Genomic DNA, 24540 nt, shown 5'->3' with positions numbered 1-24540 from the left:
CTTAGTAAGTAGCCGAAGGGGGAACGTTTCCAGAAAAATCAACATAATGCCCGGTCAACTCCTCATACGTCACTCCGCCGTCGAGCCATTCCTCACCCATCGTCTCCAGTACATAACTGATGTTTTCATCGGGTAGCAGCATCAGCCAGTCCAGATGCTCGTAGCCGTACCACATGGCCGTTAGTCGAATAGCTTTCACCTCATCAAACCAGCGATCGTCGATTGCCTCCTCCTCCAATAGGCGGGTGGCCAGCAGTACCTTGTCGGCATCGAGTTGTAAAATGTGCCGCATCAAATTGCGGTTATCGCTTTCGTAGGTAGCCACGGCATGAGCAGGCGTATGGGCATCATTGGGCAGGTAAGCTACTCCGATGATGGTCCAGCCCCGAAACAGGATCGCATAGTTAGCAGCAGAACAGGCCTCGGCCGCTGGCGTGAAGGCCCGCAGCAGGGCAATGCTGTCAAGCACCGTAGCGTAGTGAACGGGTTGAACCTGGAGCCGCTGGGTGAGTTGCTGGGCTAATTCGGCCGGTGGCAGTCCCATCAAGTCGGCGTGTTGACTGATGAACTCCTCGGCCGTCAGCGTAGGAGCCGCAGCGGCCGCTGTTGGTGCCACTGTAGAAAGGGTCGTGTTGAGTTGATTAGGCATGGCGGGGAGGCAGTGAAGGTGAAGGATTGTAATAAACCGTGAGTGGTAGCGACCCCCAAGTCAAATTGCACACTTGGTTGTTGAGCCGATTGCCGTCTTTGTGCCAGACGAAGGGCATGCCCTGGGGGTTGGGTAGGAAGGTGAGCGCGACGGCCCAATGGACGCTCAAACAAACGGCTTTACGCTTACCGATCTTTGGTAAGGCAAAGCAGGCGTAGCCATCGGGATGGAGCCGGATGGGGATCAGTTGGCCGGTGTGTTGATCGCGGAGTTGGCCCAGGCTGGAGAGCTCGTAGCGCTCTTTGTAATTGGGCAGGGGGCGCCAGCTTTCCGGGCAACCGGTTGGCTCAATTGTGGTATGAGCCTGTGGTAATGGCTGACACTGCCGATGGTCAGCCTTGGGAGTGATTGAGGCCTTGTTTTGGGCCGCTGGTGTAGCAGGGTTTGCAATAAAGCCCCTACCCACGTAGCTTTGCTCCGTAGACATAAAATTTTGACGGTTTTGTGTTATACATGCCCCTCGCTAAAGTTTCCTAGGCCGAAGCGTTGGGGCTTTTTTATAGACTCGAATCAGTATTATACAGTCCAGCGGGCAACCTCCTCGGTACTATATCGCCTTTTCTAATCCTGATTAACAGTACAATAATACGAAAAAGTACAGATATATCTATACCTGTTGATTAAAAAAATATGCTCTAGCCAAGAGTTATCTTCAATGGCATATCTAAGGCCAATGCTATCTTATGCAAGGTGCCAACAGTTAGATTTTGCTTGCCTGTTTCGTAACCGCTAACAGCCCCCTTAGTAATCCCTAGTAATTCCGCTAGTTCCAGTTGGCTAAGTCCTTTTTTCTGACGAGCTTCTCTTATCAACTGGCCAACTTGTTCCGTGATTTCTGACATAGTGTTTTTTATTCGCTGTAAATATAGACTTTAGAGGATTACAGGCTACCTACTTTTCTAAAGTAAGTTATCGGCTTACCCGTAGATAACTGCTGAAGTGATTCGACCGGGAAAAACACCCTCTTGAAATACCGTATTTTTCCCGGCTTATAAAAGCCAACCAGACTGCTTTCATAAGATGTCTGATTAGTGACAATGGGTGCAATAGGTGTTGATTCAAAGGTTTTCCGGCTGCTTATCTATAAAGACAACGAACTTGTCAGGTGGGCAGAAAAGATAATTCCTATTCCTTCATTCACCTTTTCTGCTTATCACCGATTAACTACTAAAATCGCTGACGCGGCTAATCTCAGCTCTTATAATCAGTAGTGTTATCATTTATCAAACGAATATGGGACTCTTTGACCGATTATTTTCGCAAACGCCAAGTGCCAAACCTACAGTACCTCCAGTTCAAATTTATAATGAAGACGAAGCCTTTATCGGCATTCTCTTTTGCTGCTTATATGCCGATGGCGAAGCCAGTGAAGAAGAAATAGATGCCTTTAGTCGCTATCTGGTGACACGTCCGGCTTTCCGTTTCTTACCGATCGTCGATATTTACCGGAAATTTCTTACCTATTATATGCAGGTAAAAGACATCGCTTCCATCGTTGCGCTGGCCATGCCGATGATTAGTGAGAATCGGAAGCCTCAACTGTTTGCGACTGCCGTTGATTTTGTCCTTGCTGATGGCGTGGTTGATGCCGCAGAGCAAAAGCTGTTGGAAGATTTGCAGGCCGGTTTACAGGTGGATGAAACCCTGGCCAGACAAATTATCGAAGTGCTACTGATAAAGAACTCTACCGTTTTATAATCCTCTACCACTCTGTAATTCTATTCACACAATGGCTTGGCGATACAGTAAGCGCATCAAAATAATACCAGGTGTTCGGATTAACTTAAGCAGTAGGGGCATAAGCACGACTATCGGAGTAAGGGGGGCCAGCTTAAACGTTTCCAGTCGAGGCACCTATTTGAACGTAGGGATACCCGGCACGGGCCTATCATACCGAGAAAAACTTGGTGGGGCCAGGCCCTCACAGCAACCCGCATCATTACCGGCTCCGGAACAACCCAGATTGCCAGAGGTGCCGCATGGCTTTTATTTGCCAAGCCATCTGGATAATATCTTAACGTTGGATATCCAAGAGGTAACCAGTCAGGATATGGCGGGTATAAAGGAAACCATTTTGTTAGCTCACCAGCAGCGTCAGGAACTGGGTACTGAAATTCCTAAAGTGCAAAGAGCGTTGGGTACAACCAAGATGAAGCTCTTACTGAGCCGAATCGTATTGCTTAATCTATTTAAGAAGTCCATAATTGAGGAGCTCAAAACAGATATTGAAACTCAGCAGGAAACCCTGAAGGCGCTGGCATCCGGAGTAGAGGGTAGCCTGATGAATTTGGAAATCGAGCTTGAAGGGGATATTAAATTCAATTACCTACGAACGGCTAATCTATTCAATGCCCTTGCCCAGTCGAAGAAAATTTGGGACATAACCGGATCCTATTACCAAGATAGAGTCGTTACTCGTTCTGCTGCTTCCACCAGTGTAAAGCGGACAATAACACAGGTTGACTTAAAAAACCTCGATGAAATTAGCTGTACCTATCCCGCTTTTCACTTTCACAACCAGAACGGAGCCGATATTTACATCTACCCTGATTTTATTATCATGTTCAGTTCAATCAGGGAATTTGCTATCATTGGTTATCACGAATTAAAGCTTGGTTTCTCCAGCGTTCAATTTGTGGAGGAAGAAGGAGTACCTGCTGACAGTAAAGTGGTAAGTCATACCTGGGCAAAAGTTAATAAGAACGGCCAGCCTGACCGACGATTCAAAGACAACTATCAAATTCCGGTCACGTTGTATGGGGAGTTAGAATTTAAAACAAATAGCGGTCTGCATGAAGGATTTCAGTTCAGCAACCATGATGCTTGCCGGGATTTCTATATTTCGTTTGTGGAATACCAGAAGATTTTAGCTAAGCTAAAACGGTATAGTGAAGCCTAGTTATTTGTATAGGTTAAAGACCTTCTTTGACATAAGTGGTAAGCTATAGAGAGCCAATCTAACCACTAGTGAATCGTAACAAATCAATTATTCAACGCGCTAATCATTAATATTTCTGGCAGGCTAACGGATACATACAGCCAGAATTTGTGGATGGGTTAGAAAATTGCTGAGGTAAATTTTTATTTTAAATTATCATAATCCGCATTTATGAAGTCCTGGGACGATTTTCACACTGAGTCAGGCGAAACTGACGATTTAGAGATACTAAAGACATTTTTACCAGAAATGTGCTATAAGTATAGAATATGGGAAAAATCGTTCCACCCTGAAATATTGACCAAGCAAGAATTATATTTCTCTGCACCTTTAACAGATTTTGAGGATCCAGATGATTGTCGTTATCCTGTAGTTTTCGACTTTAGCCCCGAAACATTAGAAAAAAACTATCTTTATCAAAGTAGATTGGCAGGGAGTACACTTAGTGATGCACAGTTAAAATCTGTTGCCAAATATCTATATGAAGAGCGATTTAGCACACCAGATAAACAACAGGCTAGAAAGAATCAATTTTATGAGTTATTTAATCAGCATCATGGAGTCTTTTGCTTTTGTAAATCCGCGACGGAAGAACCGATGTGGAAAGGATATGCTGCAGACTTTAAAGGCTTTTGTGTCGGTATTTCTATGCGTGATTGTTTAGAGTTATTGCCTTGGGCCGGGATATTAGGAGGAGATGTGACATATGTAGATAAAGACTTTCCTGGCTTGGAGTATATATGGGAAATTCAGCAAAAATATAAAGAGCTACCTTTGTTTATATTACGTTTACTTACTACAAAATATAGAGAATGGAAGCATGAAAAAGAATATAGATTTGTGAAATCAATAAAAGATGCCCATAACAGGGCAATTACTAAAGAGGATCGTACTTTTATAGTACCCAAGCATTGTTATAAAGAAGTAATCTTTGGTAATCAAATGAGCGAAGAGTCAAAAGCAGAAATTTTTTCAGCTTGCTCAACTCAAGGACTTCAGATAGAATTCAAAGTGGCTTCTCCTAGCTCTTTAGGCATGGTAAACATTGAGAATTACAAATAATAAGGAAACCTGACCTGTCGAATCCATTTAATAAATCTAAAGGTTCAAAACCCTACGTGAATTACAACGGCTTGATTTCCATTTCTATAAAATTACAAAAGACTGGCCACCGCTTCTACTTCAGTCTGTGGCAATGGAATCTCCATTCATTGTGCTTAACTATTAAGAGATTGCATAAATTCTCCGAACATCTGTTGGTATTGGCCAACAATCTCCATATCAGACAGTTTAGAGTAGCCTGGCTTGTATTCTTTAGGTGAATAGGACTGCTGGCCGTATTGATCAATGGTTGCTTGATACAGTTTATAGCCGTCAGTAATAGTCTGCAATATACTAAAATCCTCTTCCCTTATTTCGGACTTATAGGTTTGGCCTAAATTGACAATGAATACAGAGGGTGCCATAATTCTGAGCAGTATCAAACTAAACCCAGCGTCAGCATCTAGGAGTTTTATTGTTCGTTCGCGTAACGTAGCAGTTGCCTGTTTATTCTTTGCCCATGACTGAAACAGTATTCGTAAGTCGCTCTGAATAAAATCGGTAAAAAAGGTAAGAGGTTCTATTTCAGTTAATAAACGATCAAAGAGAGTCTGCTCAATAGAATTGATAACCTCATCGCTTAACAGCGTATCATCATTATTTCTAATGTTGCTCCGTCTTAAAGCAGCTTGAAAGGGTAAAGCAAATGGCAAGGGGTTAATGGTTTCAATGAGATTCTTTCCAAGAATTACCTGATCTTCCTTGGGTTGTAAAGAAATGTACTTTTCTATTTGACCGGCTGTTTGATCGGCAAGGCTGAACATAATGTCGTCATTAATAAAAAAATGGCGGCTAAGTCGGCATAACAAATAAGCCAATTGCTTTGCCTGATGCTCTGTGAAGCTGCCTTCGAAAAACCGTAGCTTAAGAATAAAGTCATGCGGGTCAATGTTTCCTAATTCTCGTTCGTAAAAGGCGACCGCACTATCTAATGGTTGTAATTCTATTTGGGAAAGCAGTGTTTCAAACACTATATCTGAAATCTGACCTTCAATAACAGCATAAGTGAAATAGCGCTCAAAGTATGCATATGAGCATAACCGCTTCTGTTGATGCCACTTTTTATACCTAGAATCGTCGCCATAACTTATGTTCCTGTATAAGCCATCTAACTGAGGGAACAGTTTTTGTACTAGCTTCTGCAGGTTTTGACGGGCGGTAGCAGGTAAATAATCCAAATGGGAGTCTATATCAGCTATCGCCTTTTTCTTATCTTCCGCCGTTTTATTAAAGTCTCGAGTAGATCCTAACAAATCATAGGCTCGTAAATAGGTTTGGGGATTATTCCGAATCGATTGGTAGAGTGTAGGATATAAAACTTTGATAGCCTCCAATAACATCAGATCACCGATATGAGCTTCCTGGCTCAACATTGGTAGGGAAAATCGAATAGCATTACTAATGCGGGCAGGATCACGGGGAGTTACAATATAATCCGCAAGATGTTCCTCGAAATTTATCCGAAAAAAATTTAATTCATCCTCTGAAATCGATAGCTCTGGCTGGTTGACTGCCTGGGCAATAAGATCATAGGTGTACTTACGCAGTGCAGCGGGTTGCGCCTTGGGAAGCGTTAGCGGTACCTGAATGATCTTCTCCAGATATGCTTGGCCGTCACCAAAAGTTCCCCGTAATGCATCGATTACTCGGTCAGGATCAAAGGCTAAGAGATAGACGATATTAGGGAAATCAGCTACAATCTTAACCAGTTTAAAAACGGCTTGAATTTCTGTAGATTCTAAACGATCGATATCATCAATGAAGATTACGATTGGTTTTGCTGATTTACCAAGTGCTTCAGATATTTTCTTGTGGTGACCAGATAAAGATGTTTTGGAGAAAAAACTAGCAAAAGACTCTACTGCTTCCTTTGGGATGAACTTGCCTAAAGTGGCCAGACCGCCGTAGGTTCTTATCGTTTGGGCTAGTTTGTCTCCTTTTGAAAGTAGCTGAATATTGACGGCCTCCGCAAGCTGCTCAAAGAATGCCATAATAAGAACTCGTTCCCCTGCAAACTGCCAGGGGTTAAAGCGGATTATTACTGCTTTATGCTCTAGTTCTCGGCTGATGAATTCAATAACAGACGTTTTGCCTTCACCCCATTTACCATATAAGCCTATCGTGAGTGAGTCCTTCTGGGGACGGGCGAGAATCGTTTGAGCGATTCGTTTTGCGAAATTGTAACGCTGAAAGCGATCACTGGAATGATCAGCAACGGGTTTATCAAGTTCCATTTGAGATCAGAAAAAGCTTTAAGCTACGAGCTACAACAAACAGTAGTATGTCGTCCCTTATAGCTTAAACATTCTGTTTATGCCATTTTATAAATGAATCTGTCAAGCAATTTTCTTTATAAGTCTTTTCCCATAACACACTACTTGTCATGAAAGAAGCATTCGAGATCAGCGGATTATGGTACCTGAATATCGACCAGCCTCAAAAGGCAACTGGCACGTTGAGCTATACCCCTCAAGAAGGAATCATATTAACGCTGGGATCTGCCGTCCACAACGGAAGAAGTGACTTCGGCTCTTTTATGACAATTCCCGATGATGTCGATATTATACTTGGAGAAACCCCAAACGGGGGACAAATCACTTTATGTAATTGTTTCGCAACTAATCAAAATTTTGCTTCTGAGACAGGTACATTAACGTCTACTTGGCGCGTAAATACTGCGTTTTTAGGAATACAGAAAACAGATATAGCGGGGCTGCTATTTACAAAGTGTATTGCCGAAGTCAGCAACTTATTCGAATGGTTAAATCAGTCGGGACTTTCAAAAAAGGTATTGAGGGATCTACGGTCACCGTTGGATATCCACTTTGAAAAGCCTGATGCGATTGATTTCGCTATCAATGATGAGGTGAAAGGGCGTATTCAATTCACCTATAGCTACTCGGCAGCTACTTCTTACTCATCAACGATTAACTTCAAGCACGGCGCTCAACTGGTCATTGAGACACATAATTCAAAAGAACTGCCTTATGATGCGCTGCTAGGTTATAATAAACAATTTATTCACTGGCTAACTATCAATACAGGTAAACCTTGCCGAATGGAAAAAGTTAACTTTTATCATCCGGATCACCATTACATTAGTCAACACAGGGGTAGGGTCGACATTCCCATTGACGCCTATTTGCGAATTACAGACTCGCCCTTTACGGAACCGTATAGTCCCGATAAATTTAATCTTACTTATCCATCTTTAGGCCTTCATATGCCATCACTTTTTACAAAGTGGTTTGGCTTATACCCTGAGTTATCGATTATAATCCAGATTTTGGCCGAAAACATGGCTAGGGAAAACAGCTTTAGTGAGTTTCATTTTAAGGATATTGTTCAAGCGCTCGAATCGTACCATAGGAAGCGGAAGAATAATCATCAGATGGACAAAGCGGCTTACTCGGCAATGAAAAATGAGATTTTAGAGCAGGTTCAAAATGAAGAATATAGAGCGTTTATCAAAGAGAAGCTGGTGTTCGGCAACGAACCTACGCTGGCTAAACGTCTTCGTGAATTGATTGATGATCCAGGGGTACAAGCTCTAAATGCCTTACTCGGCGACAAGGAAACATTTATTAAGGATGTTAAGAATAACCGAAATTACTTAACGCACTACGATGAAAGTTTAAAGGGGAAGGCATTACCGGCAAAAGATCTATACTGGTTAAGTGAAAAAGCTTTAGCTCTACTATTTATAAGTGTGTTGCTCGAGATTGTACCAGAAACAGATTTTTGGGAGAAGTGGCTTCAAACGTCACAAAGGTGGTCACATTTGCTACGTGAGTAGTCAAAAAGTGATTACTTAAATCAATGAAGCCTTTCAGATTTGGGAAATATGCTTAATAGTACTTGGCTGATTCAGTATCATGTTTTGCGTACGGTCCCTGTTTATTCGCCTTTCGAAGCGAATTCTGATCCTATTATAAATCATGCCCATTCAGCTTTACTAGCCTAAGCGGCTTATCGACCGTTTTCCTTCACTATGCGCTACACCGACTTTGAAGCCCGCTGGAAGCCCTCCGGCGGGGCCGAACGGGCTAATTATAGTCTGTTTCTACAGGACCTTTGTGATCTCATTGGCGTACCTCATCCTGACCCAACGACCGACAAGCCCGCTCAGGATTCGTACGTCTTCGAACGGGCCGTGAATTTCCTGCTGGGAAGGCATAGTATTAGCTAAGCTAATACTATGCCTTCCCAGCAGGAAATTTCAAGAGGGGGGGCTTCAATTGGTCGGATTGACCTCTATAAACGCGGCTGTTTTGTGCTGGAGACCAAACAGGGAACCAATACCCCTGATCAGCAAAAGGCGGCCGAGCGCGCCGAACTGGGATTGGCTCCGGAAAAACGTCGACAAGGTCACGCCGTACGGGGCACGACCAAATGGGGGCAGATGATGCAGACCGCCCGCCAGCAGGCATTACGGTACGTGCGGGCCTTACCGGCCAGTGAACCTCAACCTTTGTTTGTGCTGGTTATCGACGTTGGGTACTGTATCGATCTTTACAGCAATTTTGCGGGGGTTGGCGATCAGTACGTACCTTTTCCCGATCAGACCCGCTACCGGCTACCGCTCTCGAAGCTAGCCGAAGAAGAAACGCGGGCGATGTTACGGCAGATCTGGACTGATCCGCGCGAACTGGACCCCAGTCGCCGGGCGGCCCGCGTGACCCGGGAACTGGCCGAATACCTGGCTAAACTCTCCACCCAATTAGAGAAAGTCGGACATGCGCCCGATCTGGTTGCACAGTTCCTGATGCGTTGCCTGTTTACCATGTTTTCGGAGGACGTTGGGTTAATTCCGAAAGAATCGTTTACGGGAATGCTGCGTCAATACGCACAACCCGAATTACGGGGACTTCTGCCCGAGGCTTTAGAATCGCTATGGCATACGATGGACACCGGCGGCTTTTCGCCCGATCTAAAGGCAAGGTTACGCAAATTCAACGGTAAGCTTTTTCACGATGCCAGAGCATTGCCATTATCGGCCGATCAGATTGACTTACTTCTCAAAGCGGCTGAAGCCGATTGGACGGCCGTCGAACCCGCTATTTTTGGCACGCTTCTGGAACGGGCCTTAGATCCCCGCGAACGGCATAGTTTAGGGGCTCACTATACCCCGCGCCGATACGTCGAACGATTGGTATTGCCGACAGTGTTGGAGCCGCTGCGTCGGGAATGGGCAGCGGCTCAGGCTGCGGCCGCTCAGTTATTAAATGAGGGAAAAGATAAAAACGCCCGCGCCGAACTGGAACGATTTCTACGGCGGTTAACCAGCATCAAAATTTTGGACCCTGCCTGTGGTTCGGGCAACTTCTTGTACGTAACGCTCGAGCACCTGAAGCGCCTGGAAGGTGAAGTCTTGGCCGCAATCAATTCGTATGGACAAACGGCACTGCTTAACCTTAGCGGAGGTACGACTATTTCGCCCAGGCAACTGTTGGGCCTGGAATTGAACCCGCGTGCGGCAGCAATTGCCGACGTAGTGTTAAAGATTGGCTATTTACAGTGGCATCTACGGACTCACGGCATGAGCGAATTGCCGCAGCCGCTATTGGATGAATACGAAAACATACACCATCAAGACGCCGTATTGCAGCACGGCCCGCCAGTTGCGCGCATTGATGCTAGTGGCCAATTTGTTACGAGGTGGGATGGAATAACGACCAAGTTTCACCCCATGACTGGCCAGTCCATACCTGATGAATCCGCCCGAGTGACGGTCTACGACTACCCCAACCCACGACCCGCCGAGTGGCCGCAAGCTGATTTTATCGTTGGTAATCCACCGTTCGTTGGTCCCGCCCGCATGCGTGATGCATTAGGCGATGGCTATACGGAAGCCCTACGAAAAACATACAAGGACAGAGTACCTGATTCGGCTGATTTGGTCATGTACTGGTGGTACAATGCAGCCGAACAGGTGAAACAAGGATATGCCGAACGGTTCGGTTTTATCACGACCAATAGTCTAAAGCAAACCTTCAATCGGCGTGTCATGCAGCCGTTTTTAGAAGGTGATATACCCGCATTAACGTTGAAGTTTGCCATACCTGATCATCCTTGGGTTGAAAGCGCAGACGGCGCGGCCGTAACCATTGCTATGACAGTTGCGGAAAAAAATACCCATTTAAGTTCTGGCGCACATCTATCGGGGCTGTTACTAACTGTAAAGACAGCTAGTGTTCCTGTAGGTGATGATGCGGCAGAAGTCTCTTTCGAAAGAAAAGAAGGAAGGATATTAGCTAATCTGACAATAGGTGTAGAGGTAGATACTGCGTTACCACTAAAGGCAAACGAAAAATTAGCGAGTCGTGGTTTTCAACTTATGGGCTCAGGATTCATTATTTCTTATAGCAAAGCACTAGAATTAGGTTTGGAAAAGATTCCTGGTTTATCCAGACACATACGGCCTTACCGCAATGGAAGAGATTTAACAGATAAACCAAGAATAGTTTACGTAATCGACTTATTTGGTTTGTCTGCTCAACAAGTTTTAGATAATTACCCTCTAGTTTACCAACATGTTCTTGACAATGTAAAACCCGAACGTGACCAAAATAATAGAGCATCATACCGGGATAACTGGTGGGTATTTGGCGAGCCTAGGAGTAATTTCAGGCCAGCGATAGGTACCCTCTCTCGTTACATTGCTACTGTTGAAACAGCTAAACATCGGATCTTTCAGTTTCTCGATACAAGTATCTTGCCAGACAATAAGTTAGTTGCTATTGCCTTAGAAGACCCTTTCTATTTAGGAGTTTTATCGAGTAGGATTCATGTAATATGGACGCTGGCGACGGGTAGCGATTTAGGAGGTAATACGCCTGTTTATGTCAAATCTCGTTCTTTTGACCCCTTCCCATTTCCCGATGCCGCACCATATCAGCAGAGCTCTATTCGTGAACTAGCTGAACAGTTAGACGCTCTCCGGAAACGACAACAGGACGCCCACCCTACACTAACACTAACCGATCTGTACAACGTAGTTGAAAAGTTGCGGAAAGGTGAAACCCTTAGCGCCAAAGAGCAGACCATTAATCAGCAAGGTTTGGCATCGGTAGTACTCAGTTTGCATCAACAAATTGATGCAGCCGTAGCCGATGCCTACGGATGGCCGCACGATCTGCCCGACAGCGAACTGTTAACCCGTTTAGTGCAACTTAATCACGAACGGGCCGCTGAGGAAGCCGCTGGGCATATTCGCTATCTACGGCCCGAATACCAGGCTCCGGGCGTTGGACCGAAACAACAGCTAGGTATCAACCTGCCTGCCTCCGCAGCCGTAACCGGTGCCCCGTCTGCCGCTAGCCGCCAGGAATGGCCGAAAGGGTTGGCCCAACAAATGCAGGCCGTCCGCGATGTCGTTCAGCAGGCGGGTGTTCCGCTAAATGCAAAACAGGTAGCCGCCTTATTCCAACGGACCAAACCGGAAAAAGTACAGCCCTTGTTAGATACACTGGCCACGCTAGCACTGATCCGACAAACTCCCGAGCACTCGTACGCCCTTTAGAGCATCGGTCTGGGATTAGTTCAATTCGTCAGCTCCGTTTTCGTCAACTGCCAATCGATAGCCTACCGTGATTTTCGACGGTGGCAATGGCAAACACTATATAGGGCTTTGCCATTGCCACCATCAAAAACGAGCCAATATGTATACAATGTGAGTTGATGAGTGAATTAAATGGCTGTCTTGGAAAAGTGCAATTTTTTGAGGCGTAGGCAATTGGTGGGCTAACCAGGAGAGGCCCGAAGAGGGGTTATAACTGTTCCTCTTCGTCGAGCCGAATTTGTGCTAATTCAGGATTATCGCTTTCCCGACTCAGAAAGTGCAGGTTGGATTTTGGTACGCGTTTAAATCCAACCGATTTATAAAACGCATTCAATTTTTGCTGGGCAACCTTCGCATTAGACGTTAGGGAGCTAAGCAGGAGCTGCTGCGTCCAAAGGTTCGTACTTTCGGGGAGGCCTGGCTGGAGCTGAAGTGGAAAAGCGTTAAGGACAACCAGGCCGCAGCAGCCCTCGAATCGCCAGATGATGTCTTTCAGTACCTTCTGGCCAATGCCTCTTCCGCGCCATTCGGGAAGCAATTCCAACTGACGTATATAAAGCAGGTTGTAGTGGATTTCTTCCGAGTAGTCTTGTATGGGCTTTATATATTCGCCCTGTTCGGTGAAAATCTGCTCATATAGGTTCAGATACTCACTGGAATGGTCAAATATCTCGAATCTAGGAAATTCATTATTCATTCCTAGCTCAAGCAGAAACAGACTTACGGAGGCCCGCCCAATCTCGATGGCCTCTTCCCGGATTTCCTCGCCTAGCTCACGAACCTCATCCAGATAGATACGAATCTTGTATTCGTTAATGTAACGATCACTCGCCAGTTCGCCGGAGCCGGAGGTAAAACTGTACTCAGTACGAATAAAACCGTAGTTGTTGCGAGCCATACGAAAGTGGGAATAGGGTGGGGGATAACGTGAACGTAGATCAATTGACGCTGGTAAACAGGGACGAATTGACTACCAGAATAGCTCTATATAAATCGCTTTGTATGCAAATCCGTATGCAAATAAAAAAGCCACTTACTGCTTTTATGTCGTAAGTGGCTGATTATCAAGTGCACTCGTAGGGATTCGAACCCCAAACCTCCTGATCCGTAGTCAGGTGCTCTATCCAATTGAGCTACGAATGCATTGCTATGTTGCGTTCCCGTTGATCGGGAGTGCAAAAGTAGAAAGGAAAAAGGCCTTTGTCAAGCTATTTGCCGGAAAAAATTGCTTTACGCTTCATCAGGAAGGCGCCAATGCCTTCCATCGCATCGGCCGAACTGCCCAGTTCATTTTGATTGTCAGCTTCTTGCTCCAACTGCTGGTCGAGGTCAGAATAGAGCGATTTATTTAAAACTTTTTTCATTGCACCGATTGCGCGGGTAGGCGCAGCCGCATAATAAACAACCCAATCGTCTACCGCCTTGTCCAGCTCGGCAGCCGGTACGGAGCGATTCACCAGCCCCAGTTGAGCAGCTTCGGGGCCGTAAACGCGCCGACCTGTGCTGCACAGCTCAAACGCTCGTTGCGAGCCAACCAGCCGGGGCAGGAAAAACGTAGAACCGGCATCGGGCATAAGCCCAATGTTCACGAAAATCTGGCTGAAATATGACTCGTCGGTACAGACCAGCAGGTCGCAGGCAAGGGCCAGCGAGCAACCGGCACCGGCCGCAATGCCATTGATGCGCCCAATGATGGGTTTGGCCAGATTGCGCATGGCTTTAATCATGGGGTGGTAGCCGTTGCGCAGCGAATCGCCGAGGTTCAACTGACCGCCAGCAGTGGCGGCTGTGGCCACGCCTTCTTTCAGGTCGGCACCCGAGCAGAATGCCTTATCGCCAGCGCCCGTCAGCACCACCACGCGCACACTGTCGTCGTTTCCGGCAGCTAGCATGGCCGATGTAATGTCCTGAATGAGCCCTGGACTGAGTGCGTTATAGACCTGTGGCCGATTGAGCGTAATCCGGCAAACGCCGTCAGCAACCGTGTAAAGCAGATTTTCGTACATGGGTATAGGGTGGTCTTCTAATTAGTATGCAAGCATACCGATTTTTGTCCGATTCGACAAATGGTAGTCATTGAGGAGTGGTCATTAGTCATTAGAGCTAACCAATGACTAATGACCAACAAAAACAGCCCGGAATATCAAATCCGGGCTGTTTTTGCGCTAGCTAATTCAGACGTCAGGGTTTCAGAAGTTTAACCTGCTGACGCTGCGTTGGGGTGCTTACCTGTATAAACAGCGCGCCTTTGCTGGCTCCCAGTGGTACGCTTACCCGGTCGGCTTGCGTAGCCTTGTCGATTCGGCTTTGCAACAGAACCCGGCCCTGCTGGTCGACCAGTTCGACCTGTACCGACTGGCCCGCTGCTCCACTAATCTCAAGCTCGGCCGATTTGCCTTCAACGGGGTTTCCTAACACCTTTACCTGCAAACCAGTAGCCGATTCGGTTGCCCCCTGTCGGCCCGGCACATAGCATTCATTTAGCCAGTTGTAGAGATAAGTAGCTGTTTCTTCTCCTTGCTGAGCAACCAGGGTAATGGTCGGATTATCGGTATACAAATTAAGGGTATACGGACCTGGGTCGGTCGTCGGTGATTTTTCAGCTGCAACCGAGAAGCTAATGGGGCTACCCGATGTTCCGGCATACTGTGGCGTAAACGTAATCCGGCGCTCGGTGGCGCTCAGGGATTCACAACTTACCGTCGAGACACCCGCAATGGTGAAACCGCCCGGTGCCGTCGACTCTGGATTTACGGTTAGCTGGAAGCTCGTATTTACCGACAGGCCACCCGGATCGACAGCTGTGACACTGACTGGCGATACACCCGTAGCCGATGGCGTTCCACTGATCACACTTCCTGTCAGGTTCAGACCCGTTGGCAGGTTCTGCGCTGAGAAAAGCAGCGACTGCCCATCGGGATCGCTGAAGTAATTGGTTAGGTCTAACCGATAGGCCTGGCCTTGCACAATGTCCTGATTAGGAATCCCCGATGTGGTCGGTGGCTGGTTGGTAGTGGTTCCCGACTGACAGGATGCCCACCAGTCGTAGCGGTAACGGGCTTCGCCATTGCCTGCCTGCGTAGCCACCAGCGTGATAACCGGATTGTCGGTATACAAACGAAGCTGATACGGAGGAGGATCGGTTGTGAGTAGTTTTTCGTTAACAACCGAGAAGGAAATGGGAGCAGAAGTCTGGCCCACAAACTGCGGGGTGAACGTTACGTAATATCCGCCCTTGGCTTCGTCGAACAACTGGCAGCTTATGGTCGTCACCGATGTCACCCCAATGCCATTGGTCTGAATGCTCAACTCCAGCGGATCAGATGCAGGACTGGTGCAGGTGCTGAGTGAGCAGGTTGCCGTCAGGGTGTAGTTGCCTGGCTGGGTAAAGGTATAAATGGACCCGTTGGCCGTACCTGTGCCGCCCTGGGGCTGCCAGTTGACTGTGCCACCATCGCAGCCCGATGCCGTAACCGAAATAGGCTGGTTGGTAGTTGTCAGTGCGCTGGCCGTCAGGGTAGGAGCTGCCAGCGTAGCCGAGCTGGTGACGGTGGTTTGAGCACTGACTGTACAACCGTTAGGAGCCGTGGCAGTGACACTATATACCCCATCCGTTGTTACGGTTGCGGTTTCTTCCGTGTTTCCGCCAGACTGAGTGGCTCCCGCGCTGAAAACATAGGTACTCCCACTGAAGGCACCGTAGGCCGTTAAGAGCACACTGGTTTTCTCGCAGCTTAATGGCCCATCGTTGCTCAGGGAAAATTCTGTTGGAGCGCAGTTGACCGTGAAAACGGTAGGGTCCTGGCTACCTTCGGTACCGGGATCGTCGGTCAGAAGGGTGGATTCGTTAGAGCCGTTATTGTCGCCGTCATAATGAACCGTACCCTGGTTGCTGACTGTCTGCCCATCGGTGTTGTTGTTGATGGTAGCCGTGATGGTGATGGTAAGGCTAGGGACAAAATACCCAATCATACCATTCCAGCTTACAGTATTGGTGCCCAGGTCGGCAGTGGCTTCGCCACTGGTCGCGGTGGCCGATACCAGACTTAAACTCGTTGGCAGTGTATCCGTAAACTCGTCGCCCGGATTGTCGTATTGCGTCCCCTCACTATAATTGGAAAGTTCGATACTATACACTACCGTTCCGCCCGGAGTAAAGTCGCCCGAAACCGTTTTGGAAGCATAGATGTTTGTTGGATTCTGTACCGTAAGGGAGAATGTTGTTGTTGTCACGCTGTTGCAGGAACTGGTTGCCACCAGTACATAGTCTCCAGCCTGCCCAGAGGTAACACTGGTTAGCGAAAGCGTAGCCGATGTCTGGTCGGCAACGGGGTCGCCATTCTGATACCATTGATAGTTGTAAATAGGGCCACCAACCGAGACGGGTACCATCACATCGGAACCAGCGGTTACTGTTGAGCTGCTGGCTGGTTGCTGGGTAATGGTTGCGCTCTGGACAATCAGGTTGAAGGCTTCGCTGAACAGGCTTCCCCCGCCCCCGCTTACCAGTACGTAGTAGACTCCTGCATCTTCGGGCTGAATGTTGGTTAAGGTCAGCGTTGGCGATGTCTGGCCATCGACCGGAACATCGGTTGTTTGCGAGTATCGGTACCATTGATAGGTTATTGGCTGAACGCCCGTTGCCTGTACGCTGGTACTGACCGTATTGCCCGCACAACTAACCAAATTGCCGGGGGTAGGCTGCTGGGTAATCTGAAGTACGTTTTGATAGTAAGTAACAGGCCCTGAATACTGACCAACAATAAGATCCAGATCGCCGTCGCCGTCCAGATCGCCCAATTCCAGTTGCGATCCAAATCCTAAATTAAGATCGTTGAACGGATTCGAATCGCCAATTACCTGCACAAACCGGGGGCTTTGGGGAGTGCCGATGTTGCGGTAATACAGAATTGGCGTGCCCGACAAGGCTACATCCAGATCGCCATCACCATCCAGATCACCTACAATCGGGTTCGAATAGTTACCACTTCGGGTAATACCATAGAATGGATTATCGCATTCCGTAAGTTCCTGATAGTCTGCCTGTGTTGCCGTGCCAATATTAAGCCAATAATGGATAGCAACACCCGTAATGATTAAGAGATCCAGGTCTCCGTCTTTGTCGAAATCGGCCAGACTGACATAGGAATAGCCCTCTTCGGGATACCGGATGTCTTCTAACTGGGCCTGAGCACTACTGGCACGAGCCGCCCTGGGCAGTGTTCGAATCGGTTTAGACGAGGTTTGGGCAAAAAGTGGATTGGTCTTTTGGGCAAAAAGCGGATTGGTCTTCGATCCGTTGTTCAGATAGGGTATAATCAGACCGTCCTTATTGCCCGTGAGGGCATCCAGATCGCCGTCGCCATCGATGTCGCCAAACGAAAATTTGAGGTTTTTATCCGACGCGCCACTGGGCGGCTGGATGGGGCAGTCAGCTTTAACATATACCGGTGGACTGCCGCCCATATTACGATAATACTGAAGAGTGCCATCGGAGTTGGCAAGGGTCATATCCAGATCGCCATCGCCGTCCAGATCGGCCAGCGTAGGCGAAGCGCCCGGTGGTTGGTTGGTAACCCCATTAAATGGATTAGAACCTCCTTGTTGTGGAATAAAACCCTGGCCCTGGGCTGTTGTGGCCAGTATAGACCAGCATAAGGCGAACAGGCCACCTAAACAGGCGAACCAGGCTCTGGGTAAAAAATAATACATAAACGTGCGTTTTTGGTTAAATAAAACAATTGAAAAAGGAAGGAATGTAAATTATATACTTCTAACTTGATAGAGTTTAAATAGTAACCGATTTCTATTATCAATCCTATTTAAGCTCTTTTAATAGCTTATAACCAGCAAAACTAAAATTTACCTATTAACTTGCTTCAAAACGAGTTAATTATGTTGGCTCGCTTTTTATGCTTAACTCAGAAATAAATTGTCAGGAATATTTCTGATCGATTCCGCTGCCTCTTTTTGCCCGATAGTATATGAAGCGCTTTTTTATTGTATTGTTTAATTTACTTTGTTGCCATGCTGTCTGGGCCCAGACAGCCAAGATCGATAGCCTGAATCGGCTCATCAGTCAGGCTTCCAGCGATACTGCCCGGATAAATCTAATCAATAAAAAGATTAGTTTGTTAACTGATGTCAATCTGGACTCGGCAATAAGTCTGGGGCTGCGGAATGTTGCCTTCGCCCGACGTATTAAGTACAGGCAGGGGGAAGCCTTTGCCCGGTTGCGGTTGGCGCACTGTTATACATTCAAAGGCAATTATTCGGCTGTTAAAGAAAACCTGACGTTGGCCGAATCGGCTTATAATTCGCTTCAGGATTCTGCTTACCTGCTCAAAGTATATAATGCCTATGGTACTATGTATGGGATGCAGAGCAAATACGACAGCGCCATCACGTTCTACGAGAAAAGCATTGGCATTGCCGAGCGGAATAGCTATTCGGCTGGGTTAGGAAATATGTATCTGAACGTAGGAATTGCCTACGACATGCTTTCTAATCGGCCTCAGGCGTTGCGATTCGAGCAAAAGGCGCTGACTCTGGCCGAAGCCAAACACAGTTTGCATGACCAGGCCATTTGTCTGGTGAATATGGCTAACTTGTATAAGGGCATGGGCGATTTGAAAGGTGCCGAACGGCGCTATCAGAAAGCGATCAAACTGGCCCAGCAGGAGGGAATCAAAAGCATCGAACTCTATTCCTATACCAATCTGGCCGATACCTACACGAGCATGCATGAAAACCCAAAAGCCTATGAGTTTGCCATGAAAGCGGCCGTGTTGGGTAAAGAGATGGGTGATGATGGTATTCAGGCATCGAGTTTATCGACGGCTGCGGCCAATCTGGCTGAACTGCATAAATTTACGGAAGCCGAAAAGCTGAACCGACAGGCAATGGCTATTGCCGACGGCTCGCAGCAACCGCTCAATATTCATCAGTCGTATTCAACCATGGGGTCGATCCTGAAACTTCAGGGTAAATACGCGGAGGCTATCCCCTATTACGAAAAAAGCTTTGCGGTGTTAAAAGATGCGGATATCTATGATTCGCAAACGGCTGACAATTATGCGGAATTATCGGAATGTTACGAAAAAACGGGCAACTACCACCGGGCATTGGATGCCTATAAAACGGCCGCTGCTATTACAGATTCGGTGCGAGGAAAAGAAAACATTCGGAAAGCAACCGAAATGTCGATGAACTATGAGTTCGAAAAAAAGCAGCAGGCCGTTCAGGCAGAACAACAAAAACAGGAAGCCATTGCCCGGGCCCGCCAACTGGCGCTGCTTGCCGGACTGATGCTGATGCTCCTGTTGGCGCTGGTGTTGTTTTACGCCTATCGGACCAAACAAAAGGCCAATACGTTGCTGGAAACGCAAAAAGAACAACTACAGGAGCAAAAGAACCTGCTTGAACTTCAGAAAGAACAACTACAGACGACCCTTTCCGAGCTTAGGTCGACCCAACGGCAATTGGTGCAGGCCGAGAAAATGGCCACAATGGGTAAACTAACCAAAGGAATTGTCGACCGTATTCTGAACCCGCTAAATTATATCAACAACTTTGCGCTGGCCGCCAGAGAACTGCTGCACGAATTGACTGACATAACCCAGAAAAATCAGGACAGTTTGCCGCAAACCGATCGGGAAGATCTGGAAGACACAACAACCATGCTGAGTCAGAATCTGGAGAAAATCAACGAGCACGGTAGCAGCACGGCCCGGATTTTGCAGGATATGAAAAAATTACTCAAAGAACGATCTTCCAACTTTGCCGTAACCGATATTAATGCATTTCTGGAACAACATGCCAATGCGTCGCTGCAAATAGCAAAGAAAGCGCAGTCTCAGACACTACCCGTAGAACTCAGTTTTTCCCTGACTTCCCAGCCGCTGGAAGTAAACCTGTTGCCCCATGAATTTAGCCAGGTACTGGTAAGCCTTATCGACAATTCCTGTTATTCGCTATTGGAAAAAAGCCGCCGAATTGAGGGCTTTGTCGGTAAAATTAATGTACATACCGAATTGATTGACGACCACGTACGGATTCAGGTAAAAGACAACGGCCGGGGAATGCCCACCAAAGAGCTGAGCCAGCTATTCAGTCCTTTTTTCACCACAAAGCCAACGGCCAAAGGCACGGGCCTGGGTTTGTTTATGAGTAAAGAAGTAATTGAATACCTACAGGGGCAGATGAGCATCGACTCCATCGAAGGCGAGGGCACCGTTGTTACCATTGTGTTGCCATTGGCCGCGGCCGAAAGCCTTGTCTGATGGTATCAGATAAACCACAGAACGGCCAGAATACTAACTCCCAATCCTAGCCCAAAGCCCGCACTGATCTGGGCGGGCGTATGGGCATTGAGCTGAAGGCGGGCGCTGGCAACACAACCCGCCAGCAGAATTAGCCCAATCAGGTCGAGGATAAGATCGGTCTCGCCAAATTTGGCAATAATCGTAGCCAGAACACCAATTACTCCACTGATGCCAACGCTGTGGGCACTGATCTGCCAGTAGAGACTAATGAGGCCTACCAGCAGAATGGAAACGGTTATACTGCCGAGCAGAATCGCAATTTCGGGTGCCAGGGTAGAGAGCAACTGCATCCGAAAAGCAAACAGAAAGGTGAGCCCGGTATAGACCATTGCCGTCAGAAAATAAGGTAACCGACGGTCGGCCAGGTCGTTCAGATGCAGGCTTCGGACATAACCACTGCGGAATAAGTAGTAAATCAGCAGGGCCGGAACGCCAAAGGTTCCAATGAAAATCAGAATGAGTAAACTAATCCGTAAGGTCCCCGAAAAAGCTTCAACATTCAGTACCGAAGGAGCCTGATACAATAAAATGCCGAAGAGGAGCGTCGGCATTAGTAACGGGTGAAAAACAACAGAAAGAAAGCGGGCAAGACGCGTATTCAAGTTTACTGGTTTCACGGGATCGCCCGTGCGCTTTAAGGTATTTTCGGTAGACTAACTGAATTTTTCTTCAAAGGTTAAACCGAAAACTGTAAATCGCACAGCGATCCTGCAAAAACTTTTAGAGTTGTTTTCGGAGCCGGGCAACCGGAATGTTCAGTTGTTCGCGGTATTTGGCTACGGTTCGCCGGGCAATGTTATAGCCCCGGTCGTTCAGGATTTTCTCCAGCTTATCGTCGGAGAGTGGGTTTAGTTTGGGTTCGTTGTCGATCAGGTCTTTCAGGATATTTTTTACTTCCCGGCTGCTGACATCCTCCCCCGAATCGGTGGCTATACCTTCCGAGAAGAAATACTTCAGGGGATAAATACCGAATTCGGTCTGAACCGATTTGCTGTTGGCCACCCGCGAAACCGTCGAAACGTCCATATCAATCAGGTTGGCAATGTCTTTCAGGATCATGGGACGCAACTTCGATTCATCGCCAGACAGGAAGAAATCGTACTGAAACCGGACAATGGCATTCATTGTCTTAAGCAGCGTTTGCTGGCGTTGTTTGATGGCGTCGATAAACCATTTGGCCGCATCGAGTTTCTGCTTGACGAACGATACCGTTTCTTTCAGCGATTTGTTTTGTTTGCTGCTCTTGTCGTAGGTGTCGAGCATATCGGCAAACGATCGGCTGATACGCAGTTCGGGGGCATTCTTGGCGTTGAGGGTCAGATCGAGTTTGCCATTGTTGTTGGTCAGAATAAAATCGGGAATCAGATACTGAATAGAGCCGCCTTCGCTCTCTACCGAACCTGGTTTGGGGTTTAGCTTGATGATGATGTCGATCACTTTTTTCAGTGAATCATCGCTAATGTTGAGCCGACGCTGGATTTTATCATAGTGTTTTTTTGAGAATTCATCGAAGAAATCTTCAATGATTCGGATGGCCAGAATAACATAAGGATCGGTAGTGTCTTTCCGGCGGAGTTGCAGGACCAGGCATTCCTGTAAGGAGCGGGCCCCGATGCCCGGCGGATCGAAGGTCTGAATTTTCTGAAGAACTTCTTCCAGCTCTTCGGTGTCGGTAAACACGTTCTGAGAAAAAGCGAGGTCGTTGACAATGGCCTGCATCGACCGGCGGATGTAGCCGTCGGCTTCAATGCTGCCAATGAGCTGAAGCCCAATTGTTCGCTGATGGTCGTTCAACTGAAGATAGCCAAATTGCTGAAGAAGCGAGTCGAGCAGGGTCGAGCTGGTGGCTAGTGGCATTTCGCGATCTTCTTCGCTATAGTTGCCATCGCCCTGCATTTTATAGCCAGCATAATCTTCGTTCTGAAGATACGGGTCAATATCCAGGTCGTTGTTCAGATCTTTGTAATCGTCGTCGAACTCATCAGAAAAAGGATCTTCTTCTTTCTGCTCATACTCTTCATCCATCCCTTCCTCCAATGCCGGATTAATTTCCAGCTCTTCCTCAATTCGCGTTTCCAGCTCGGCCGTAGGAATTTGCAACAGCTTGATAAACTGTATCTGTTGAGGAGACAGTTTCTGTTGAAGCGACTGAGAGAGGCTTAATTTCTGCATGGGTGGTAAATGTAAGCGGTAGAATTAGTGAACCATACGGGGCATTGGATGACGAAAGTGCCCCGCACAAATATCAGACCAATTTATGCTTTTTTTGTTTGAAACGAGTGAAAATTTTTAGGAAAGTTGCTGAGTTGTACATTCGCGGTATGACAAACAAACTTTACGACACCTCTCTTAGCTTACTGACTGATCTCTATCAGGTTACTATGGCATATGGGTACTGGAAATCCGGAACTGCCGAAAAAGAAGCTGTCTTTAATTTATACTTTCGGAAAAACCCGTTCGGCGGAGGGTTTACCATTGCCTGCGGGCTAACCAACGTGATCGGCTTTATTGAAAACTTCGGGTTTTCGAAGAAAGACCTGCGCTATCTGCGATCGCTTACGGGGAGCGATGGGTTGCCTCTCTTCGAAGAGGCTTTTCTGGACTACCTGGCAACGCTGAAACTCACCTGCGACATTGAAGCGATGCCGGAGGGCACGGTTGTTTTTCCGAACGAACCACTAGTGCGGGTACGCGGACCAATTCTGCAATGCCAGTTGATTGAAACACCGCTCCTGAACCTGATCAACTTCGAATCGCTCATTGCCACCAAAGCCGCTCGGCTGCGCCTGGTTGTTGAGCAGGATATCCTGCTGGAGTTTGGGCTGCGTCGGGCGCAGGGCGTCGATGGAGGCATGACGGCTTCGCGGGCCGCTTATATTGGTGGCTGCGACGCTACATCGAATGTGCTGGCCGGTAAACTCTATGGTATTCCGGTGCGGGGAACCCATGCGCATAGCTGGGTCATGTCGTTCGAAAACGAACTGGAAGCGTTTCTGACCTATGCTAACGTGATGCCAAACAACATTACCCTGCTGGTCGATACATACGATACGATACAGGGCGTGCGCAATGCTATTGAAACGGGGCGGCAACTCAAACGTCAGGGGCACAAACTGTCAGCCATACGACTCGATTCCGGCGATTTGGCCTACCTTAGTATCGAAGCCCGGAAATTGCTCGATGAGGCTGGATTTACGGATACCGCCATTGTGGCCAGTAATGATCTCGATGAAACCATTATAACCAGCCTGAAACAGCAAGGTGCCAAAATCAACATCTGGGGAGTGGGTACCAAACTCGTAACGGCCTTCGACCAGCCAGCTCTGGGTGGTGTTTATAAACTGACTGCCCTGCGGCACGAGCCGTCGGTGCGGGCCTCTGTGGGCGAATGGGACTACAAAATGAAGCTTTCAGAACAGGCTATCAAAATCTCAACACCTGGTATTCAACAGGTTCGGCGGTTTCGAAACGAGCAGGGCTTTGTGGCCGATATGATCTACGACGAAAGCAATGCCCGTATTGCGCCAACGCCAACACCCATGACCATGATCGACCCGCTGGATTTTACAAAACGTCGGAAATTTGATGCCGATCAGCCCTATGAAGATCTATTGGTGCCCGTGTTTCGGTCGGGAAACTGTGTGTATGAAAATCCCGATATTCATACCATTCGCAACCGGGTACAGACCCAGCTTGCGGGTTTGCATCCGGGCGTAAAACGATTTGTCAATCCGCATACCTATCCGGTTGGTTTAGAGAAACACCTGCACGAACTGAAAACCGAGCTGATCCTGAAACTTCGGGAAGGAGCCTGATGGCTGCCCGCCGTTAGGATGCTGTTACTAAAAATGCCCGACATAGACCTACCTATGCTGGGCATTTTTGCTGTCAAGCCACTAAAAACAGT

Annotated in this window: 17 protein-coding genes and 1 tRNA gene; 8 read left to right on the top strand and 10 right to left on the bottom strand. The window is 47.4% G+C overall.

Features of this window, described 5'->3' with window-relative positions; all coding sequences use genetic code 11:
- Nucleotide 1 precedes the first annotated feature (1 nt).
- The 3 genes from WBJ53_RS17665 to WBJ53_RS17655 form a co-directional block, all read right to left on the bottom strand.
- A complete protein-coding gene (locus tag WBJ53_RS17665; protein WP_338868487.1) occupies nucleotides 2-649 on the bottom strand; it encodes a hypothetical protein in 648 nt (215 codons plus the stop codon).
- Nucleotides 642-1136 (bottom strand): hypothetical protein, encoded by a 495-nt coding sequence (locus WBJ53_RS17660; RefSeq protein WP_338868485.1) that lies wholly within the window; start codon nucleotides 1134-1136, stop codon nucleotides 642-644. The genes WBJ53_RS17665 and WBJ53_RS17660 overlap by 8 nt, the downstream gene beginning before the upstream one ends.
- Nucleotides 1137-1344: 208 nt before the next feature.
- A complete protein-coding gene (locus WBJ53_RS17655; protein ID WP_338868483.1) occupies nucleotides 1345-1551 on the bottom strand; it encodes a helix-turn-helix transcriptional regulator in 207 nt (68 codons plus the stop codon).
- A gap of 391 nt (nucleotides 1552-1942) precedes the next feature.
- Between WBJ53_RS17655 and WBJ53_RS17650 the strand changes: the two genes are divergently transcribed.
- The 3 genes from WBJ53_RS17650 (at nucleotide 1943) to WBJ53_RS17640 (ending at nucleotide 4709) form a co-directional block, all read left to right on the top strand.
- Nucleotides 1943-2407, top strand: coding sequence for a tellurite resistance TerB family protein (locus WBJ53_RS17650; protein ID WP_338868481.1), 465 nt, complete (start codon nucleotides 1943-1945; stop codon nucleotides 2405-2407).
- A gap of 31 nt (nucleotides 2408-2438) precedes the next feature.
- Nucleotides 2439-3608, top strand: a complete 1170-nt coding sequence (locus WBJ53_RS17645) for a DUF4236 domain-containing protein (protein ID WP_338868479.1) — start codon at nucleotides 2439-2441, stop codon at nucleotides 3606-3608.
- A gap of 210 nt (nucleotides 3609-3818) precedes the next feature.
- On the top strand, nucleotides 3819-4709 hold the full coding sequence (locus tag WBJ53_RS17640) for a DUF2971 domain-containing protein (RefSeq protein WP_338868477.1): 891 nt from the start codon (nucleotides 3819-3821) through the stop codon (nucleotides 4707-4709).
- A 155-nt stretch (nucleotides 4710-4864) separates the two neighbouring features.
- Here WBJ53_RS17640 and WBJ53_RS17635 read toward each other — a convergent pair whose 3' ends face one another.
- Nucleotides 4865-6982 carry a P-loop NTPase fold protein gene (locus WBJ53_RS17635; protein WP_338868475.1) on the bottom strand — a complete coding sequence of 706 codons (2118 nt, stop codon included), beginning with the start codon at nucleotides 6980-6982 and terminating at the stop codon, nucleotides 4865-4867.
- Nucleotides 6983-7131: 149 nt separating this feature from the next.
- Here WBJ53_RS17635 and WBJ53_RS17630 point away from each other — a divergent pair, with 149 nt between their 5' ends.
- From WBJ53_RS17630 to WBJ53_RS17620, 3 genes are all read left to right on the top strand, one after another.
- Nucleotides 7132-8544 carry a HEPN domain-containing protein gene (locus tag WBJ53_RS17630; protein WP_338868473.1) on the top strand — a complete coding sequence of 471 codons (1413 nt, stop codon included), beginning with the start codon at nucleotides 7132-7134 and terminating at the stop codon, nucleotides 8542-8544.
- 195 nt (nucleotides 8545-8739) lie between these two features.
- Nucleotides 8740-8937, top strand: a complete 198-nt coding sequence (locus WBJ53_RS17625) for a hypothetical protein (RefSeq protein WP_338868471.1) — start codon at nucleotides 8740-8742, stop codon at nucleotides 8935-8937.
- Between the two features lie 9 nt (nucleotides 8938-8946).
- Entirely contained in the window at nucleotides 8947-12270 is a 3324-nt protein-coding gene (locus WBJ53_RS17620) for a DNA methyltransferase (protein ID WP_338868469.1), read from the top strand.
- A 247-nt stretch (nucleotides 12271-12517) separates the two neighbouring features.
- Here WBJ53_RS17620 and WBJ53_RS17615 read toward each other — a convergent pair whose 3' ends face one another.
- The 4 genes from WBJ53_RS17615 to WBJ53_RS17600 form a co-directional block, all read right to left on the bottom strand.
- Nucleotides 12518-13207 (bottom strand): hypothetical protein, encoded by a 690-nt coding sequence (locus WBJ53_RS17615; protein ID WP_338868467.1) that lies wholly within the window; start codon nucleotides 13205-13207, stop codon nucleotides 12518-12520.
- 171 nt (nucleotides 13208-13378) lie between these two features.
- Nucleotides 13379-13452 (bottom strand) — tRNA-Arg (locus tag WBJ53_RS17610).
- A 65-nt stretch (nucleotides 13453-13517) separates the two neighbouring features.
- Nucleotides 13518-14315 (bottom strand): enoyl-CoA hydratase-related protein, encoded by a 798-nt coding sequence (locus WBJ53_RS17605; protein ID WP_338868464.1) that lies wholly within the window; start codon nucleotides 14313-14315, stop codon nucleotides 13518-13520.
- Between the two features lie 175 nt (nucleotides 14316-14490).
- A complete protein-coding gene (locus tag WBJ53_RS17600) occupies nucleotides 14491-18021 on the bottom strand; it encodes an FG-GAP-like repeat-containing protein (RefSeq protein ID WP_338868462.1) in 3531 nt (1176 codons plus the stop codon).
- 272 nt (nucleotides 18022-18293) lie between these two features.
- Between WBJ53_RS17600 and WBJ53_RS17595 the strand changes: the two genes are divergently transcribed.
- The gene (locus tag WBJ53_RS17595) at nucleotides 18294-20591 is read left to right on the top strand and encodes a tetratricopeptide repeat-containing sensor histidine kinase (RefSeq protein ID WP_338868460.1); all 2298 of its coding nucleotides are present in this window, start codon (nucleotides 18294-18296) and stop codon (nucleotides 20589-20591) included.
- 5 nt (nucleotides 20592-20596) lie between these two features.
- On the opposite strand, the gene WBJ53_RS17590 is transcribed toward WBJ53_RS17595, so the two are convergent.
- The gene (locus WBJ53_RS17590; RefSeq protein ID WP_338868458.1) at nucleotides 20597-21184 is read right to left on the bottom strand and encodes a hypothetical protein; all 588 of its coding nucleotides are present in this window, start codon (nucleotides 21182-21184) and stop codon (nucleotides 20597-20599) included.
- A gap of 169 nt (nucleotides 21185-21353) precedes the next feature.
- Complete coding sequence (gene rpoN, locus WBJ53_RS17585; protein WP_338868456.1) at nucleotides 21354-22805, bottom strand: RNA polymerase factor sigma-54; 1452 nt, start codon at nucleotides 22803-22805, stop codon at nucleotides 21354-21356.
- A gap of 149 nt (nucleotides 22806-22954) precedes the next feature.
- Between rpoN and WBJ53_RS17580 the strand changes: the two genes are divergently transcribed.
- Entirely contained in the window at nucleotides 22955-24448 is a 1494-nt protein-coding gene (locus WBJ53_RS17580; protein ID WP_338868454.1) for a nicotinate phosphoribosyltransferase, read from the top strand.
- The last annotated feature ends 92 nt before the right edge of the window (nucleotides 24449-24540 follow it).

The organism is Spirosoma sp. SC4-14, assembly GCF_037201965.1.
Classification (GTDB): Bacteria; Bacteroidota; Bacteroidia; order Cytophagales; family Spirosomataceae; genus Spirosoma.
Note: the sequence above shows the minus strand (reverse complement) of the source record. Positions and strands in the feature narration are given on the sequence as shown.

Coding starts and splice junctions, on each gene's coding strand:
- WBJ53_RS17665 (WP_338868487.1), bottom strand. CDS start 649: ATGCCTAATCAACTCAACACGACCCTTTCTACAGTGGCACCAACAGCG.
- WBJ53_RS17660 (WP_338868485.1), bottom strand. CDS start 1,136: ATGTCTACGGAGCAAAGCTACGTGGGTAGGGGCTTTATTGCAAACCCT.
- WBJ53_RS17655 (WP_338868483.1), bottom strand. CDS start 1,551: ATGTCAGAAATCACGGAACAAGTTGGCCAGTTGATAAGAGAAGCTCGT.
- WBJ53_RS17650 (WP_338868481.1), top strand. CDS start 1,943: ATGGGACTCTTTGACCGATTATTTTCGCAAACGCCAAGTGCCAAACCT.
- WBJ53_RS17645 (WP_338868479.1), top strand. CDS start 2,439: ATGGCTTGGCGATACAGTAAGCGCATCAAAATAATACCAGGTGTTCGG.
- WBJ53_RS17640 (WP_338868477.1), top strand. CDS start 3,819: ATGAAGTCCTGGGACGATTTTCACACTGAGTCAGGCGAAACTGACGAT.
- WBJ53_RS17635 (WP_338868475.1), bottom strand. CDS start 6,982: ATGGAACTTGATAAACCCGTTGCTGATCATTCCAGTGATCGCTTTCAG.
- WBJ53_RS17630 (WP_338868473.1), top strand. CDS start 7,132: ATGAAAGAAGCATTCGAGATCAGCGGATTATGGTACCTGAATATCGAC.
- WBJ53_RS17625 (WP_338868471.1), top strand. CDS start 8,740: ATGCGCTACACCGACTTTGAAGCCCGCTGGAAGCCCTCCGGCGGGGCC.
- WBJ53_RS17620 (WP_338868469.1), top strand. CDS start 8,947: ATGCCTTCCCAGCAGGAAATTTCAAGAGGGGGGGCTTCAATTGGTCGG.
- WBJ53_RS17615 (WP_338868467.1), bottom strand. CDS start 13,207: ATGGCTCGCAACAACTACGGTTTTATTCGTACTGAGTACAGTTTTACC.
- WBJ53_RS17605 (WP_338868464.1), bottom strand. CDS start 14,315: ATGTACGAAAATCTGCTTTACACGGTTGCTGACGGCGTTTGCCGGATT.
- WBJ53_RS17600 (WP_338868462.1), bottom strand. CDS start 18,021: ATGTATTATTTTTTACCCAGAGCCTGGTTCGCCTGTTTAGGTGGCCTG.
- WBJ53_RS17595 (WP_338868460.1), top strand. CDS start 18,294: ATGAAGCGCTTTTTTATTGTATTGTTTAATTTACTTTGTTGCCATGCT.
- WBJ53_RS17590 (WP_338868458.1), bottom strand. CDS start 21,184: ATGCCGACGCTCCTCTTCGGCATTTTATTGTATCAGGCTCCTTCGGTA.
- rpoN (WP_338868456.1), bottom strand. CDS start 22,805: ATGCAGAAATTAAGCCTCTCTCAGTCGCTTCAACAGAAACTGTCTCCT.
- WBJ53_RS17580 (WP_338868454.1), top strand. CDS start 22,955: ATGACAAACAAACTTTACGACACCTCTCTTAGCTTACTGACTGATCTC.